We start from the raw sequence: 15,501 nt of genomic DNA, 5'->3' as shown, positions 1-15,501 counted from the left end.
GCAGTGACTACCGGGAGGTTAAGGGCCATCGACACCGAAGCCAGCACGGCACGCAAGGACGCCGGCCCCGTGGACCTCTCCGGGATCGCGGCGATGCGTTCCGTGCTGCAGATCCGCCCGTTCCGGCGGCTCTGGCTCGTCCTCAGCGCCGCCACGTTCGGCGACTGGATCGGCATCCTCGCCACCGCCCTCTTCGCCTCGCAGCAGGTCACCGGCAGCGTCGCGCAGGGAAGCGCGTTCAGCAGCACGATCGCCATCCGGCTCGTCCCGGCCCTGATCCTGGGTCCCATCGCGGGCCTGCTGGCCGACCGGTTCGACCGGCGCTACACCATGGTCATCTGCGACCTCCTGCGCTTTCTCGTGTACGGGTCGATCCCCGTCGTGGCCCTGGTCAGCGACTCCGGCGGCTTCATCGTGACCTGGGCGGTCATCGCGACCTTCCTCGGCGAGACGATCACCCTGATGTGGATCCCCGCCAAGGAAGCGGCGGTGCCCAACCTCATCCCCAAGGGGCGACTCGAGGCCTCCAACCAGCTCACGCTGATCACCACGTACGGCGTCACCCCGATCCTCGCCGCCCTGGTCCTCGCCAGCCTCGACGGGTTCCGCGGCTCCGTCGGCGGCCTGCCACCCTGGGCGTCGCCGGTCCAGATCGGCCTCTACATCAGCGCGCTCTCCCGGGCCGCCACCGCCGCGGTGGTGTTCTTCGGCATCAAGGAGATCAGCGCCGGCCGGCAGGAGCGCCAGCAGAAGAACGCCGAACAAAGCATGTTCCGGCAGTTCGTCGAGGGCTGGCGATACATCGGCAACACCCCGTTCGTCCGTGGCCTGGTGCTCGGCATGTTCGGCGCATTCGCCGGCGCCGGCATCGTCGTCGGCACGGCCCGCTTCTTCACCGCCTCGCTCGGCGCCGGCGACGCGGCCTTCTACCTGCTGTTCGCCACCCTGTTCATCGGCCTCGCGGTCGGCGTCGGGCTGGGCCCGACCATCGTCCGGGAGCTGTCCAGGCGCCGCTGGTTCGGCATCAGCCTGGTGCTGGCCAGCGGCGCGGTCGCCTTCCTCTCGGTCGCCTTCCACCTGTCCATGGCGCTGTTCGGGGCGCTGTTCGTCGGCGCCGGGGCGGGGATGGCCTTCCTCGCCGGTATCACCCTGCTCGGCGGCGAGGTCGACGACCAGATGCGCGGGCGGGTGTTCGCCGTCGTCCAGATCGGCGCGCGGCTCGTGCTGCTGCTCGCCATCTCCCTCGCCGGCGTCTTGGTCGGCCTCGGCAGCTCCCGCAAGGTCCAGCTCGGCGACCTCGACTTCGATATCTCGTCGACCCGCGTGCTGCTGCTCGTCGCCGGCATCATCGGCATCTGGACCGGAGTCAGCGCCTTCCGGCAGATGGACGACAAGCGCGGCGTGCCGGTCCTCGCCGACCTGCTCGGCGCGATCCGGGGACGTCCGCTCTCACCGGCCGAGCCGTTCACCCGTACGGGAATCTTCGTGGTCTTCGAAGGCGGCGAAGGCGCCGGCAAATCCACCCAGGTCACCCGCCTGTCCGAGGAACTGCTCGCGGCCGGGCACGACGTGGTGGTCACCCGCGAGCCCGGCGCGACCGCCATGGGGTCGCGGATCCGCAGCCTGGTCCTCTCCCACGGCGAGGTTGCCGACACCCCGTCCCCCCGTGCGGAGGCCCTGCTCTACGCCGCGGACCGGGCGCACCACGTGGCCACAGTCGTCCGCCCGGCGCTGGAACGGGGCGCGGTGGTGATCAGCGACCGGTATGTCGACTCGTCGCTGGCCTACCAGGGCGCCGGCCGTACGCTTCCGGTCCAGGAGATCTCCTGGTTGTCGTCGTGGGCGACCGGCGGTCTCAAGCCCGACCTGGTCGTCCTGCTCGACGTCGACCCGGGTGTCGGGCTGAGCCGGGTGGACAGCCGAGGCCAGGGCACCGACCGGCTGGAGAGCGAGTCGCGCGCCTTCCACGAGCGCGTGCGGTATGCGTTCCTCGACCTCGCCTCGGCGGATCCGAAACGCTACCTGGTCCTGGACGCGGCGCGACCGGCCGACGAGATCGCCGAGGCGGTGGCCGCACGATGCAGGACCCTGATGGGCGTCGGCGCCGACGACGCCGGACCGGAGTCCGATCCGTCCCGGACGATGGTGGTGTCCACCGGGGGTGACTCGTCGTCGACGATGGTGGTGTCGAGCGGGACGGATCCCGAGGAGACCATGGTTGTGCGGGTCGGTGCGAAGCCGGGCCCGGACGAGACGGTGGTCGTGCGGTCTGTGCGCGGCCCCGACGAGACCGCCGTCATCCTGCCCGCCGGAACGCCGACGTCCGCGTCCCCGCCTCCCTCGCCCGACGTCACTCAGGTGGTGACGGCGTCGGATGTGACTCAGATCGTGTCGCCGCCGGACGTGACCCAGGTCGTGTCGTCCTCGGACGCGACCCAGGTGGTGCCGCGAGCCGAGGATGAGCCGGGTGGGCGACCGCCGACCGGCGAGCGAGAATCGACGCCATGAGTGTGTTCGCCGACCTGGTCGGGCAGGACGAGGCCGTCGAGACGCTGAGCCGCGCCGCCGCGGCCGCCGCCCGGATCGTCGCCGGCGACACCGCCGGATCCGTCGGCGCGATGACCCACGCCTGGATCTTCACCGGCCCGCCGGGCTCCGGCCGCTCCGTCGCCGCCCGCGCCCTTGCGGCCGCTCTGCAATGCGAACGCGGCGGCATCGGGTGCGGAGAGTGCCACGGCTGCCACACCGCACTCGGCGGCACCCACGCCGACATCCGGTTCGTCGTGCCCGAGGGCCTGTCGATCGGCGTCAACGAGATGCGGGCGCTGGTCCTGCGCGCCGGCAGCGCCCCGTCCGGCGGACGCTGGCAGGCCGTCGTGATCGAGGACGCCGACCGGCTCACCGAGGCGGCCGGCAACGCGCTGCTCAAGGCGATCGAGGAGCCGCCGCCTAGGACGGTGTTCCTGCTCTGTACCCCGTCCACCCACCCCGACGACATCTCGGTGACGATCCGGTCGCGCTGTCGCGTCGTACCGTTGCGGCAGCCGTCGGCCGAGGCCGTCGCGGAAGCTTTGGTACGCCGGCACGGCATCGCCCCCGACGTCGCGGCCTGGGTCGCGGCGGCCGCCCAAGGTGACGTGGGTCGCGCCCGACGGCTCGCCACAGACCCCGACGCCCGCGACCGCCGGGAGGCGGTCCTCACCGTGCCGCGCAGGCTGACCGGCGTCGGCGCCTGCTTCGACGCGGCGTCGGCGCTGATCCAGGCGGCGGAGGCCGAAGCGGCGGCGGCCTACGCGGAGGCCGACAGCGCCGAGCGCGCCGCCCTCGAACAGGCCCTCGGCGCCGGAGGCACCGGCCGAGGAGCGGCGGGCGCGATGCGCGGGGCCGCGGGGCAGATCAAGGACCTCGAAAAGCGCCAGAAGTCCCGCTTCACCCGCTCCCAGCGGGACGCCCTCGACCGGGCCCTGGTCGATCTGGCCGGCTTCTACCGCGACGTCCTCATCACCAACCTGCGAGCGCCGGTCGGCGTGGTTCACACAGACACGGCCGCACAGTCGGCGGCAGCGGCGGGAAAGTGGACGCCCGAGAGCACGCTGCGACGCCTCGAGGCGATTCTCGCCTGCCGCGACGCCATCGAACAGAACGTCAAACCGAAGATCGCGGTGGAGGCGATGATGCTCAGCCTCTGGCGCGGCTAGGGGTTATCCACAGCGGACTCCACAGGGGATGCGTCGTGGTCGCCGGACCGGTACCTTCGGTGCCGTAACGCCACCAAGGCGCCACGCCCCGTAAGGAGCCGACGGATGCCGCGCGAGATCGACGAGACGTGGATCGACGAGGCGATAGAGCGATACCGCCGCCTCGACGTGCTTCGGGCGGAGTTCGACAAGGCCGTCGCGGCGCACGTCGTGACGGTCCACTCCCCGGACGACACGGTGGAGGTCCTGGTCACGGCGGCGGGCGACATCGCCGACGTCCGGATCAGGGGCGACCTGCGGCAGACGAACGCGACAGAGCTGGCACGAGAGGTGCAAGCGGTGGTCACCAACGCCAAGGAAGCGGCCCGCTGGGCGCGGGAGAAACTGCACGACGAGATCTTCGGCGCCTTCCGGACCGTGGGGGAGCGATGATGAAGCAGCTCGCGGAGAGCCTCGAGGCCACCGCAGACGCACTCACCACTGTGGAACGATCGCTGCCCCACCACGCGGTGTCCCCGGGAGCCTTCGGCGCGGACGACGCCGGCATGCCGGGTCGCCTCGGACAGCAGCTGCACGACCACTGGCGTGCGGTGCTCAGCGCCCGCTCCCGGGAGGCCGCGGACACAGCGAGGCGCCTGCTCGACATCGCGGCCGACATCCGCGCGACGGAGAAGACCTACGGCGAGACCGACGACGAGACGGCCCGCCGCATCCGACGGAGGACCTGATGGACCGGCTCGAACAGCTCCTCGCCACCGCAGGCCCCCTCCTGCGCCGCGTCGACGCGCTGCTCGCTGGCGGGGCGCCTCCCGACCATGAGGTGTGGCGGCAGCTCCGGCGCGTACGGCTGCTTCCCGGAGACGCCGCGCACGCGGTCGCCGCACTGCGCCCGGACGACCTGGGCGACGCGGCCCCGCAGTTGCGGGCGGAAGCCCGCACCTACGCGACCCTGGCGGCGTCGCTGCCCGCGCCGGAGGAATGGTCGGGCTCGGCGGCCGAGGCATACGACGAGGCCCGCAGGCGAACGGCCACCCACCTATCCGGCGGTGTGGACAGTTTGGACGATCGCCTTCACGCCTCGGCCGACCTGATCGACGCGCTCACCACCTGGATGCAATCAAGCCGAGAGTCGCTGGCACTGACCCTGGCCGAGACTCTGGGCTCCACGGAAGCAATTGCCCTGTCCGCGAACAACGGAGACATTCCGGCCCCCAGCGAGCTCGCGGCCGCGGCCGAGGTGGCGGAAACCGTCCTGCGAACCGTCGCTGACGCCTACGACCGCGGCGCCGATCTGCTGCATGCCTCATCGACGCTGGCCGAGCCGCTCGCCATGGCCCGCTAGCGTGACCTGCCGCGCGAGCCTGACCGGCCACGCGAGCCGAAGACGAGAGCGGCCGTACCGGCGATCAGCAGAGCCACACCGCTCAGCGCGATCACGTCCACTCGAGGTCCCGTGATCGGTAAACCCGCCCCACCCGCGGCGCCCGCGTCCGACACCCCGCCGGCTACCGATTCGGGTGCCACCGCGGCGGCCTCCATCACGCCCATGTCGAAGGCGAGCGCGACGCTGTCGCCGTACCCTGCCTTGGTGCGACCCTGGGATGAACCGTGCGTGACCGTCACCGATAGCGCGGTCGCTCTGGCCGCGATGGCGCGCCCGCGGGCGGCCTGCCGGACGTCGCCGAGAGAGATCCGCACCTTGGTTCCCGGCTCCGGGGTGGGTGTGATTTCCTGGTCCGGCTGGGGCACCTCGGGCACGCCCGGCACGTCTGGCAAGGGCAGCGATCCACCGGAACCCAGCACCTGACCGACGACCGGCAGCTTGCCGATCAGCCCGGTGATCCCGGGATCGTCCGCCTTCTGACCACCTGCGTCACCGTCCCGGGCATCCTCGCCCTCACTCTTGCTGTCGTTCTTGCTGTCGTTCTTGCTGTCGTTCTTGCTGTCGTCCTTGCTGTCGCTCTTGCTGTCGCTCTTGCCGTCTTCAACGTTGATCTCGATGGAGTCTCCGGCCGTGTCGAGCCGCTCGGTCTGGAAACCTCGCCCCGACACCTCAATCCGCGCCGGGATGTACCGGACCTCTCCACCATCCTTGATGGACATTCTTGCCCACAGCGAAGGCGCCTTGACGATCCTCACGCGCACCGCACCGTCCAGCAGCTCAAGGTCTCCGCCCCGCAAACCGGCCGCGGCCACGGTGGTCGCCGCCGCGCCGCGCCCCTCCAGCTTTGTCGTGCTCTCGCTCTCCACCTTTCCGGGTACGCGAACAAGCCCCGCACCACCCTCGGCGAGAATCCCGGCACCCCCCAGCCGCGCCGCGGCCCGGGTGACGTCCCCGTCCGCTGCACCGCAGGCCATGCCAGCGTCCCACTGCGCATGCGTGGTGAGCGATCCGTCGCCTAGGTTGATCGGCCCGACGTCAGCGGCCTTCGTTGCTCGCCGGTCAGCCTTCTTGTTGGTTGGCGGGGCCTGCTGATGCAAGATGTCGGACAGTCCCTTGGGCGCACCGCCACCCTCGACGTCAGTCATGCGTGCGACCGCCGCGGAACTGATCTGCGCCTGGGCGACCATCGCCGACTTGGCCTCGCCGACCCGCATCCCCTGGCCGCCAGCCCGCTTCGACCCGACGGCGAGGTGGGCGAGCCGCAGAATCTGGCTGCCGGACTGCGCCGAATACCGTTGCGCCTGCTCACAGGGAGCCGGCGCGGCACCCGCGGGCAGCGGCACAAACAGCAACCCGACAATGCCAGCCATACCGCCCGCGACAAGACTCCGTCGCCGTCCTGCGCCTGACTTGCCGCGAGAGCGCTCACTCAAGATCTCGTGTGCGCGGCCTTCTGGTTTGTCGCCGCTCGGTGCCGAGCGGGCGAGACCGTCGCTGGCCGGCGCTTCCCCGCCGACTCTTTCCTTGCCGACCGCCCGCGTGCCGGCGACTGCTCGCGTCTCCGCGACCGTGGGTATGTCGACTCGGGTGCCTGCGACTGTGCGTGTGCTGTCTCGGGTGCCTGCGACTGTGCGTGTGCTGTCTCGGGTGCCTGCGACTGTGCGTGCGCTGTCTCGGGTGCCTGCGACCGTGCGTGCGCCGTCTCGCCTTCCGGCGACTGTTCGCGCGACCGCTCGCGTCCCGGTGGTGGCCTGCGTCCTGGCGACCATTTCCGCATCAGTGGTCGTTTCCGCGCTACTGACCGCTTGCGTGCCGGCGATTGCCTCTCTGGCGGTGGTCGTTTGCCCGCCGATGATCAGCAGCTTTGCGGTGATCGCCGCCTTGCCGAGGGCTAGTTGGTCGTTGTCGGCGAACGCCTCGCCGCCAGCGGCCGAGCGCTGACCACCAGCGGTCGAGTGCTGACCACCAGCGGTCGAGTGCTGACCACCAGCGGTCGAGTGCTGACCGCCAGCGGTCGAGTGCTGACCGCCAGCGGCCGAGTGCTGACTGCCAATGGCTGGGTGCTGACTGCCGGCAGCTGGGCAGTGACCGCCCGCCGCCGAGTTCTCACCGCCAGCGGCTGAGCGTTCCGCGGCGGCCAATTTGCCGAGCTGCCACCCTCGGGTAAACGTGACGATGACGGGCGTTTCGGTCATCCAAGGTCGCGCGAAACGGGCAGGCCGAACAGGCTCCGCAAGATCATCCGGTACGGATATAGCGCGCATCAAAAGTCCTCCCCCAAGGATTGCCGCGGCGAGCGGCTCTACGGGACTGCCCAACGAGGTTCGATGCGGGAGGGTTGCGCAGATCTATGTAGTTCTGTGCCGTTTCGCACGCCCGGTCCGTCGCCGTAGGGTGGGTGCATGGGCATGCTGTGCGCGGTCAGCTTCACCCGATACGGGCGCCTCTACTACCTCGACCCTGGCGAGTTCTCGCCGCAGGTCGGCGACCGTGTGCTGGTCCCGACCGATGACGGTCCCGAGGTGGCGGAGTGCGTCTGGGCAGCGCAATGGGTCAGTGAGGACACCGAGGGTTTCCCCAAGGTCGCTGGTCTGGCCGACGAGCACGACCTGCGTCGGGACGACCTTCTGAGGAAACGAAAGGCCGAGGCGAAGGTCGCGGCCAAGAAACTGATCAAAGCCCATGAGCTGCCGATGAAGGTGGTCGCGGTGGACCACGTCTTCGAGCAGGGCGGGACGGGTGGAAACCGTACGACGATCTACTTCACGGCCCCGCACCGCGTCGACTTCCGCTCCCTGGTCCGCGACCTCGGCGCGACCCTGCACTGCCGCGTCGAGCTGCGTCAGCTCTCGGCCCGTGACTCGGCCCGCGTCCAGGGCGGCATCGGCTCCTGCGGCCGAGACCTCTGCTGCGCGACCTTCCTGACCGACTTCGAGCCGGTCACGATCCGCATGGCAAAGGACCAGGACCTCCCCCTCAACCCCCTACGCATCTCTGGCGCGTGCGGGCGGCTGATGTGCTGTCTCAAGTACGAGCATCCGCTGTATCAAAAGTTTCAGTCCTCAGCGCCGGCCGTCGGCACGCGAGTCACGACCCCGGACGGCGACGGCCGAGTGGTCGGCCACAGCGTCCCCAAGGACGCTGTCGTGGTGCGCCTGGACGCCGACGGATCGCGATGCTCCTGCAGCAGGGCATCGGTCTGTGGGCCGCGCCAGGCACACGACGAGCAGTACAACTGACAGATCCGCCGATCGCTCAGCGGCAAGCCCATGCACGGACCGCCTCGATCATGGCCAGTCCGTGTACGCGCAGGTTCACGGCGAAGGGGTCGAGACGCTGCGGTACGCGCCGCCGGTGCGACTCATCCGCCGCCACCTTTCAGCGCGAAACGTGAAGTGATTGGGTGGCGCGCTGTCCATGCCCGCAAGTTCGCCGAGACGCACGAGCACCCGCGCACTGGCGCACCTGCGAACCGCTAACCGGCGCACTCGCGCACTCGCGCACTCGCGCACCCGCGCACTCGCGCCCCCGCGCACTGGCGCACCTGCGCACCGCGAACCGCGAACCGGCGCATCTGCGCACTGGCGCACCCGCGCACCCGCCGTACAGGGTCGGTTGATCGCCGTCATCGCGTCGCTCGGGTGTCGCCTCTCGCTAGCGGGCTTCCGTCGTTGGTCCACTCGGCGCAGGTGCGTCCACCACGATCGGTGGTTCGATCGCGTGGACCCGCAGGGTCTCGGCCGGGTGGAACCAGGACGTGTCCGGTGCGCCATCGGGGTTCGGCTTCCACTTGTGGCAGATCTTGTCGACGCCCAGCGGGTGGATGGTGAGCGTGCCGTCGGCGGCGATGTGCATTCTCAGGAAGGACTTCGAGTCCTCGATGCCCTGTCCCGCGAACAGCTCGTTGACGTTTACGTCGAAGAGGCTGGCGATCAACAGGTACAACGCCAGGAGCTGGGTGGCCAGGAATGCGATCACCGGCCCGTACAGGATGGCCGCGACCACGAGCGGGCCCGGCCAGGACCAGTCGTGGAATGGCAGGCGCACCCACAGCCAGCTTCCCCCGGCAGCGAGGGCGATCTGGGCGAATCCGTGCAGCAGGCCCAGGATCCAGTGCCGGGCGTGTTTGTCCTGATTGGCGTCGGGCGGCTGGGCGAAGAGCACGGCGCCGAGCAGAATCAACACCATCATGAAGATCAACGGGATGCTGAACAGGCGCTGGAAGATCCCGGCCTGGCCGGCGGCGCCCGCCATCGCGAGCATGGTCAGGGTCTGGATGATGCCCAGCATGGTCGCGAAACCCGGGTTGCGGGCGGGGATCTTGCGGAAGGCTCCCCACGCCATCCGACGCGATTCGCCGGCACTCGGGAACCGGGTCGTCAGGTCGTAGTCCCTGCTGCGGCTCGCATTGCGGGTCAGCGTGTCCTTGGGCGGCACGGTCAGCTTCTCCGGCAAGTGGTGCGTCCCCAGCAGGTACGCCCCGCCGCCCCCGCAGGTGATGAGCTCGCGGTCTTCGCCGGAATAGCGGGCGTAGTGGTGCAGGTCGCCGGAGACGAGCACCCGCACCTGCGCCCCGGTCGGGGCCAGAATCGTCCGGATGAAGTAGTCGACGGAGTCGTACGCTCCGGGCTTCTTCGCGGACTTGACCCACGTCGGCGACGGCGTCATCAGAATGATCCGGTCCTCGGGCCCGAGCCCGACGGCCGCCTTCTCGAAGTAGACCAGCTGGGGATCGTCGATGTACGCCCCGAACTGCTCGTCGATCGCGAACAGCCACCAGTCCGCGGGCAACTCCACGGCAAAATACGACCGGCGCTGCTGGGTGCGCCACCCCCCGATGTTGCCATCCTTGCGGCGGGCGAAGAGACGCAGGAAAGCGGTCAACCCGTCGTACCAATCATGGTTGCCGGGTAGGGCGAAAAGCGCAGGTCGCGGACCGGTGGCCGGAGGCTCGGGAAGCGCGGCGCGGTAGGGGCCCTTCATTCGATTCTCATATCCGTCGCCGTTGGCGAGCGGATAGACCTGGTCGCCACCCATCACCAGCATGTGGCCGCGCGGCAGCGTCCGGCCGCCGACGTCGAGACCCGGCTGCGCCAGCAGGTACGCCACCGAGTACGTCGCGTCGAAACCGTCGCCGAGGTCCGACACGTAGTCCAGCCAGAGCTCGCCATAGGTGCCGGGCTGCTCGAACGACTCGCCGGGCAGAGCGTTCTGCAGCTCCCGCTTGTCGAGGTAGGCGCCGAAGAGAATCGCCATCAGCGTGCGCAGCCCGGTGTTGAGCAGCAGCAACGGCGCCAGCCACCCCACCGGCCGCTGTGGCGTGAAGCCGAGCTGCTGGGGATCCATGCTGACCGGACGACGCGCGGTCGAGGGCTCGGCCTCGGCGGACCGGCGCCGGGGGCGCGGGGCAGGCTCTGTGGTCACGCAGGAAGATTAGTCCCGCGGTGTGACAGGATCGGCCGGTTTCCGGCGCGTCTAGGAAGACCCCTCGCAGGAGGGGCGGTCGGCATACCGTACACTGACTGATCGTTGCCGCCTTAGCTCAGTCGGCTAGAGCGACGCACTCGTAATGCGTAGGTCGACGGTTCGATTCCGTCAGGCGGCTCAACTGGATAGTGGCAGTGACCAGGCGTTTCGCACTCTGTGCGGGCGCCTGGTTCTCGTTATGGGCAGGGTTGACTGGGCCCTTGTGAGCCCGAAGTGAGCCCGCCAACCCTCTGGCGGTCTGCCTAGGTACGAGTTGGGCTGCCGCTTCTGCTGCTGCGCGGGCTGCCTCCGGCAGGACGCTGGTGTAGGTGTCTGCCGTGAGCGACTGCGACAAATGGTCCCAACATATTCTGAATCACCTTCATGTCCGCGCCTGCTGCGTGGGCCGGGGTCGCGGCCCGTGCCGCAAGTTGTGTAGCCGGATCGGTGGTAGTCCCGTCGTCGAACTAGGCGCTCGAAGTGGTCGGAAAGCCACCCGGGCGCTACCCATGAGCCGTCCACGCGGGTGAGGACGCGACCGGTGTCGATCCATGCGTCGTTCGCGTCAAGCTGGGCCATGAGCTGTCGAGTGCGGTGCCACCGAAACGCCGTAACGGACTCCGCGTCGAGCGCGACGGATCGGCTACCCGCATCGCTCTTGGGCTCGCTCTCGTGGACTCCGCCCTCGTACTCGACAAGTTGCGTTGCCATGGTGATCGTGCGGGCGTCAAGGTCGACGTCTCCCATCGCAACCCGCATGCCTCGCCCCGGCACAAGCCACGGAACGTGATGAGGTGGAGGAGGCAGTACAGCGGGTTGCCGCTGATCGCATCCAAGAACCGGCAGATTCAGACAATCGATAGGAAACCCAGGTCGCGGTGTTCGAGGAGTGTTGGGGCTGGCGCTGCTGGGTCACCAGCCTGCACTGGTCACTTCATTCCGTCAGGGACACCGGCCTTGGGACGCCGAGGGGCGCCGCCACCTTCCGGAGCTCGCGGACGAGGTCGCGGACGGCCAGGGATTGACGGGTCGCCGCGGTGGTGACGTGCACGATACGACGGGTCGGTGGCCGTTCGCCCAACGGTACGGCCGTGACGCCGGCCGGCGGTGCCGTCAGGGTCAGACGCGGCAGGATTGCCATACCCAGACCCTGGGCCACCATGGACAGCACCACCCCGTCGTCGGCGACCTGCAGGGTGGCGGGCGGCAGCCAGTCCTGACGCGACCACCACTCACGGGTGTACGACGAGCAGTTCTCGGGCCAGTCGATCAGTGGCAGATTCCGCGACGACGGATGGCCGGCCGGGTAGACCAGTAGATAGGGCTCGATGAGCAGGGTGTCGGCGAGCAGCCCGGGCGGAGGGTCGGCGTCGTCGCCGAGGGTGGCGATCGCGAGGTCGGCGCGGCCCTCGGCGACCTCCCCGGCCGTCCCGGCGCCCAACTCGGGCACGATCATGACATGCGGGCTCAGGCCGGGATGCCGGGCGGTGAGCCGTTCCAGCGCGGCAGGCAGTAGGTGCAGGGCGACGCTGCGGAACGCCGCGATCGCCAGTGGCCCGCCGGTCGTGCCGGTAGCGGCGCCCTGAGCGTCGGCCCGCATCTGCTCCAGCTGGCGAAGAATATGTCCGGCGTGCACTAAGACACGCCGGCCCGCCGGGGTGGGGCGCGCACCCGCGCGGCCTCGTTCGAACAGGACGACACCGAGCTTGCGCTCGCAGGTGGTCACGGCGTACGAGACCGCGGACTGGGTAAGACCCAGCCGGCGGGCGGCGGCGGTGAAGGTGCCCGCCTGATCGACCGCGAGCAGTAGCCGCAACTCCGGCGGGGTCAGGTCGGCACTCGGCATCCCGCCACCCTACGAGGGCCATGAACCACATTCATAGATAGGGGCGGTCCCATCGACGCGCGACCCTGCCCGAAGCTGGCCGTCCCGCATAGCGTTCCGATCACCTTTCATGACCCGAGGGAGATCGTCATGCAACGCAGCTACACCGTCATCCGCCAGGTACGCCGCCCGCATGGCACACCGCGCCCGGCGGACTTTTCCCTCACTTCCCTACCGATGCCTCGCCCCGTCGCAGGGCAGGCGCTGGTCGAGAACATCTACCTATCCGTCGACCCGTACATGCGGGAGCTGATGGACGCCGGCGGATGGGACATGGGCGCCGGGCTGGAGGGCCGCACCATCGGCCGGGTCATCAAGTCGTACGAGCCGACGCTGCCGGTCGGCGCTCTAGTCTTCCACCGACACGGTTGGCGTACCCATGCATTGCTCGCTGCCGGGGAGGGCCGGCTGCTGAACGTGCCGGACGGGGTTCCGCTCAGCGCCTTCCTCGGCATTCTGGGTGGCACCGGGTTGACCGCGTACATCGGCCTCACCCGGATCGCTCATCTCCAGCCTGGCGAAGATCTGTTCGTGTCGGCTGCGGCCGGCGCGGTGGGCAGCGCTGTCGGGCAGATCGCTCGACTGCTCGGAGCTGGCACCCTCATCGGCAGCACCGGCTCCGCGGCCAAGGCTGAGCACCTCACCCACCGGCTCGGTTTCGACATCGCCATCGACCGGTCCCGCGGTCCGATCGCGGATCTCCTGGCAGAAGCCGTCCCCAAGGGCATCGACGTGTACTTCGACAACGTCGGCGGCGACCACCTCGCCGCGGCGATCGGCGCCTTGCGGGCTCACGGCAGGGTCGCCTGGAGTGGCGCGGTCGCACAGTACGACAGTCTCGACGCGCCGCCACCGGCCCCGCACAACCTCTTCGACGTGGTCGGTAAGAGTCTGCGCATCGAGGGCTTTCTCGTCCGCGAGTACACGGACGTCCAGCCGGAGTTCGAACAGTTCCTGCTCCCTCACGTCCGTAGTGGGCAGGTCCGGGTGGACGAGACCATCGTGGACGGGATCGAGCACACCGTCGAGGCGTTCATCGCCATGCTCCGGGGCGACAACACGGGCAAGATGCTCGTCCGCGTCGCCCAAGTGTGAATGCGAGACCATCGCCACCCGGAACGAGGAGAAGCTCGCGCCGGTCATCAACCGGCGAGTACCTGCCCGGATCACATGTCGTCAACGCCGTACGCGCCGCCTTCGAGGGACGCGTACCTTCCGACGAGAGAACGCCTGGAGGAAAGGGCGATCCGCAGCACCGTCGAGTTGGCGATCTCCTCTCCGGCCGGCGACGTCGCGCTCGCCGGAGCCGGGGTCATCCTCATCCTCACAGGCGCCTGGTATGGCCCGCTGCGCAGAAAGGCCTCGGCTCGCAACGAGGGCCGCCTGACCCGATGGCGGGATTCCGCGGTCGGACCCGAAGCCACCGCGGGCGGTGTCGTCGCTGTCGCCTTGTTCGCCGTACTCCTGGAGATCGCCACGATGTTCCCGTACCTGTCGGCCATTGAGGCCATCGGCGGGAAGCCGGTGGCTGTCCGCGCGGGTCTGCTCGCGCTGTACTGCCTGACCATGCTGGCGCCGGCCCTGCTCGCCACGGTGCTGCGGGTGGTCTCGGCGCACCTGGTGCAGCCGGCACTGCGCCGCACGGACCGGTGGCTGCGGGACGGGGCTCAGGAGAACACCGCCTGGGTGCTGGCAATCGCTGGCTTCCTCCTGATCACGAACACGTCCTGGTTCCAACAGTTCGCAGAGTCACGCGTGAACAACCCGTGACCTGCCCGCGCGGACGTCGCACGCCAATGGCCGACGGTGCCCCTCGTTTACCGCCGAAACCCCTGCCATGGGTCGGGCGGCTCAAGCAGAGGCCCTGGCCAGCAGTCGCTGGTCAGGGCCTCAGTTTGCCGTGCGGATCGGATCGCCGCTCAAATCAAGCCGGCGTCCGGGTCAGTACCGGTCGACCGTGGGGATCCTCGGGACGCTCGGGTCGTATTCTCCGGCGGAGACCTTCCATGCCCTCGCGTAAGAGCCGTCCTCGAACGATGCCTCGAGGGTGTCGTTGATGAAGTTCCGGAAGGCCTTGTCGCCCTTCTTCACGCCGATGCCGTACGGCTCGTCGGTGAAGGCGGTGCCGGCCAGCGCGAATTCGCCCTCGCTGGTCGCGATGAAGCCGGTGAGGATGACGTTGTCGCTGGTGACGGCGTCGACCCGGCCGCTCTTCAGTGCGGTTACGCACTTCTGGTAGGTGTCGAAGAGCACCAGCTGCTTCGTCTTGTTCTTGAGGTACTTCTCGATGTTGATCGCCGGCGTCGAGTTGATCACGGAGCAGACCTTCTTCGTGCCGTCCTCGAAGGATTCCGGACCGGTGATGTCGGTGTTGTCGACCTTCACCATGAGGGTCTGGCCGGCGATGTAGTAGGGCCCGGCGAAGTCGACGACCTGCTTGCGCTTGTCGGTGATCGTGTACGTCGCGACCACGATGTCGACCTTGTCCTGCTGGAGCACCTGCTCGCGGATGGACGACGGCGTCTCGGTGTACTCGATCTCGTCTTCCGGGATGTCGAGCTGAGCCGCGATGATTTTCGCGATCTCGACGTCGAAGCCGTCCGGCTTGCCGCGGAGTTGCTCGAGGCCGAAGCCGGGCTGGTCGAACTTGGTGCCGACGCGGAGCTTTCCCGCGTCTTTGAGCTTCTGCATGGTCGAGCCGGCTGCGAAGCTCTTGCTCTCGCCGGTGGAATCGGCATCGTCCCCGCCGCACGCGGACGCGGCCAGCGCCAGGGCCAGCGCCCCAGCCGCCGCGATGGCTCGGGTCTTGCGCATCGTCATGCTCCTAGTGCTGATACGGCGATCCGATGAAATTTGCTCGGGTTAGTCGATTTCGTCGAGAGAACTGTAAAGACCACGTCCCCGACGCGTCCTCGGCCAAACGGTGGATGCTCTTGGACCCGGCCCCAGGCCGGGCGTGGGTCCTCGGGTCGATTCCGCCTGAAAATCCTCGGACGCGCGGCCCTGAGCAGGTAAAACGCGGATCTGGGCCTCGAGTTTATCTATGTAGTTCTGAATCCCGCCGGCTG

12 protein-coding genes and 1 tRNA gene are annotated in these 15,501 nt (G+C 69.1%); 9 read left to right on the top strand and 4 right to left on the bottom strand.

Features of this window, described 5'->3' with window-relative positions; translation table 11 throughout:
• Positions 1-93: 93 nt before the first annotated feature.
• The 5 genes from tmk to AB0M36_RS26290 all read left to right on the top strand — a co-directional run bounded on the left by tmk (position 94) and on the right by AB0M36_RS26290 (position 5,040).
• Complete coding sequence (gene tmk / locus AB0M36_RS26310; RefSeq protein WP_364162399.1) at positions 94-2,508, top strand: dTMP kinase; 2,415 nt, start codon at positions 94-96, stop codon at positions 2,506-2,508.
• Positions 2,505-3,698 carry a DNA polymerase III subunit delta' gene (locus AB0M36_RS26305; RefSeq protein WP_364162089.1) on the top strand — a complete coding sequence of 398 codons (1,194 nt, stop codon included), beginning with the start codon at positions 2,505-2,507 and terminating at the stop codon, positions 3,696-3,698. Before tmk ends, AB0M36_RS26305 begins: the two co-directional genes overlap by 4 nt.
• A 105-nt stretch (positions 3,699-3,803) precedes the next feature.
• Positions 3,804-4,130 carry a YbaB/EbfC family nucleoid-associated protein gene (locus AB0M36_RS26300; protein WP_364162086.1) on the top strand — a complete coding sequence of 109 codons (327 nt, stop codon included), beginning with the start codon at positions 3,804-3,806 and terminating at the stop codon, positions 4,128-4,130.
• Positions 4,130-4,426 carry a hypothetical protein gene (locus AB0M36_RS26295; RefSeq protein ID WP_364162083.1) on the top strand — a complete coding sequence of 99 codons (297 nt, stop codon included), beginning with the start codon at positions 4,130-4,132 and terminating at the stop codon, positions 4,424-4,426. Before AB0M36_RS26300 ends, AB0M36_RS26295 begins: the two co-directional genes overlap by 1 nt.
• Complete coding sequence (locus AB0M36_RS26290; RefSeq protein ID WP_364162080.1) at positions 4,426-5,040, top strand: hypothetical protein; 615 nt, start codon at positions 4,426-4,428, stop codon at positions 5,038-5,040. Before AB0M36_RS26295 ends, AB0M36_RS26290 begins: the two co-directional genes overlap by 1 nt.
• Here AB0M36_RS26290 and AB0M36_RS26285 read toward each other — a convergent pair.
• Positions 5,037-7,277 (bottom strand): hypothetical protein, encoded by a 2,241-nt coding sequence (locus AB0M36_RS26285; RefSeq protein ID WP_364162077.1) that lies wholly within the window; start codon positions 7,275-7,277, stop codon positions 5,037-5,039. The genes AB0M36_RS26290 and AB0M36_RS26285 overlap by 4 nt on opposite strands.
• A gap of 207 nt (positions 7,278-7,484) precedes the next feature.
• On the opposite strand from AB0M36_RS26285, the gene ricT reads away from it, so the two are divergent.
• Positions 7,485-8,321, top strand: coding sequence for a regulatory iron-sulfur-containing complex subunit RicT (gene ricT / locus AB0M36_RS26280; protein WP_364162074.1), 837 nt, complete (start codon positions 7,485-7,487; stop codon positions 8,319-8,321).
• Positions 8,322-8,736: 415 nt separating this feature from the next.
• Here ricT and AB0M36_RS26275 read toward each other — a convergent pair whose 3' ends face one another.
• On the bottom strand, positions 8,737-10,428 hold the full coding sequence (locus tag AB0M36_RS26275; RefSeq protein ID WP_364162396.1) for a metallophosphoesterase: 1,692 nt from the start codon (positions 10,426-10,428) through the stop codon (positions 8,737-8,739).
• A 185-nt stretch (positions 10,429-10,613) separates the two neighbouring features.
• Between AB0M36_RS26275 and AB0M36_RS26270 the strand changes: the two genes are divergently transcribed.
• Positions 10,614-10,687, top strand: a tRNA-Thr gene (locus AB0M36_RS26270).
• A gap of 795 nt (positions 10,688-11,482) precedes the next feature.
• Here the strand turns inward: AB0M36_RS26270 and AB0M36_RS26265 are convergent.
• Positions 11,483-12,394: a LysR family transcriptional regulator gene (locus tag AB0M36_RS26265; RefSeq protein WP_364162071.1), complete on the bottom strand. Its 912-nt coding sequence runs from the start codon at positions 12,392-12,394 to the stop codon at positions 11,483-11,485.
• A 129-nt stretch (positions 12,395-12,523) separates the two neighbouring features.
• On the opposite strand from AB0M36_RS26265, the gene AB0M36_RS26260 reads away from it, so the two are divergent.
• Complete coding sequence (locus AB0M36_RS26260; RefSeq protein ID WP_364162068.1) at positions 12,524-13,528, top strand: NADP-dependent oxidoreductase; 1,005 nt, start codon at positions 12,524-12,526, stop codon at positions 13,526-13,528.
• 75 nt (positions 13,529-13,603) lie between these two features.
• Positions 13,604-14,203 carry a GAP family protein gene (locus AB0M36_RS26255; protein ID WP_364162065.1) on the top strand — a complete coding sequence of 200 codons (600 nt, stop codon included), beginning with the start codon at positions 13,604-13,606 and terminating at the stop codon, positions 14,201-14,203.
• A 171-nt stretch (positions 14,204-14,374) separates the two neighbouring features.
• On the opposite strand, the gene AB0M36_RS26250 is transcribed toward AB0M36_RS26255, so the two are convergent.
• Entirely contained in the window at positions 14,375-15,247 is an 873-nt protein-coding gene (locus AB0M36_RS26250) for a glutamate ABC transporter substrate-binding protein (RefSeq protein WP_364162062.1), read from the bottom strand.
• Between the last annotated feature and the right edge of the window lie 254 nt (positions 15,248-15,501).

The sequence above is a fragment of the Actinoplanes sp. NPDC051346 genome (assembly GCF_040682215.1).
Lineage (GTDB): Bacteria > Actinomycetota > Actinomycetes > Mycobacteriales > Micromonosporaceae > Actinoplanes.
The sequence above is the reverse complement of the archived record's forward strand: the minus strand, read 5'-3'. Positions and strand labels throughout refer to the sequence as shown.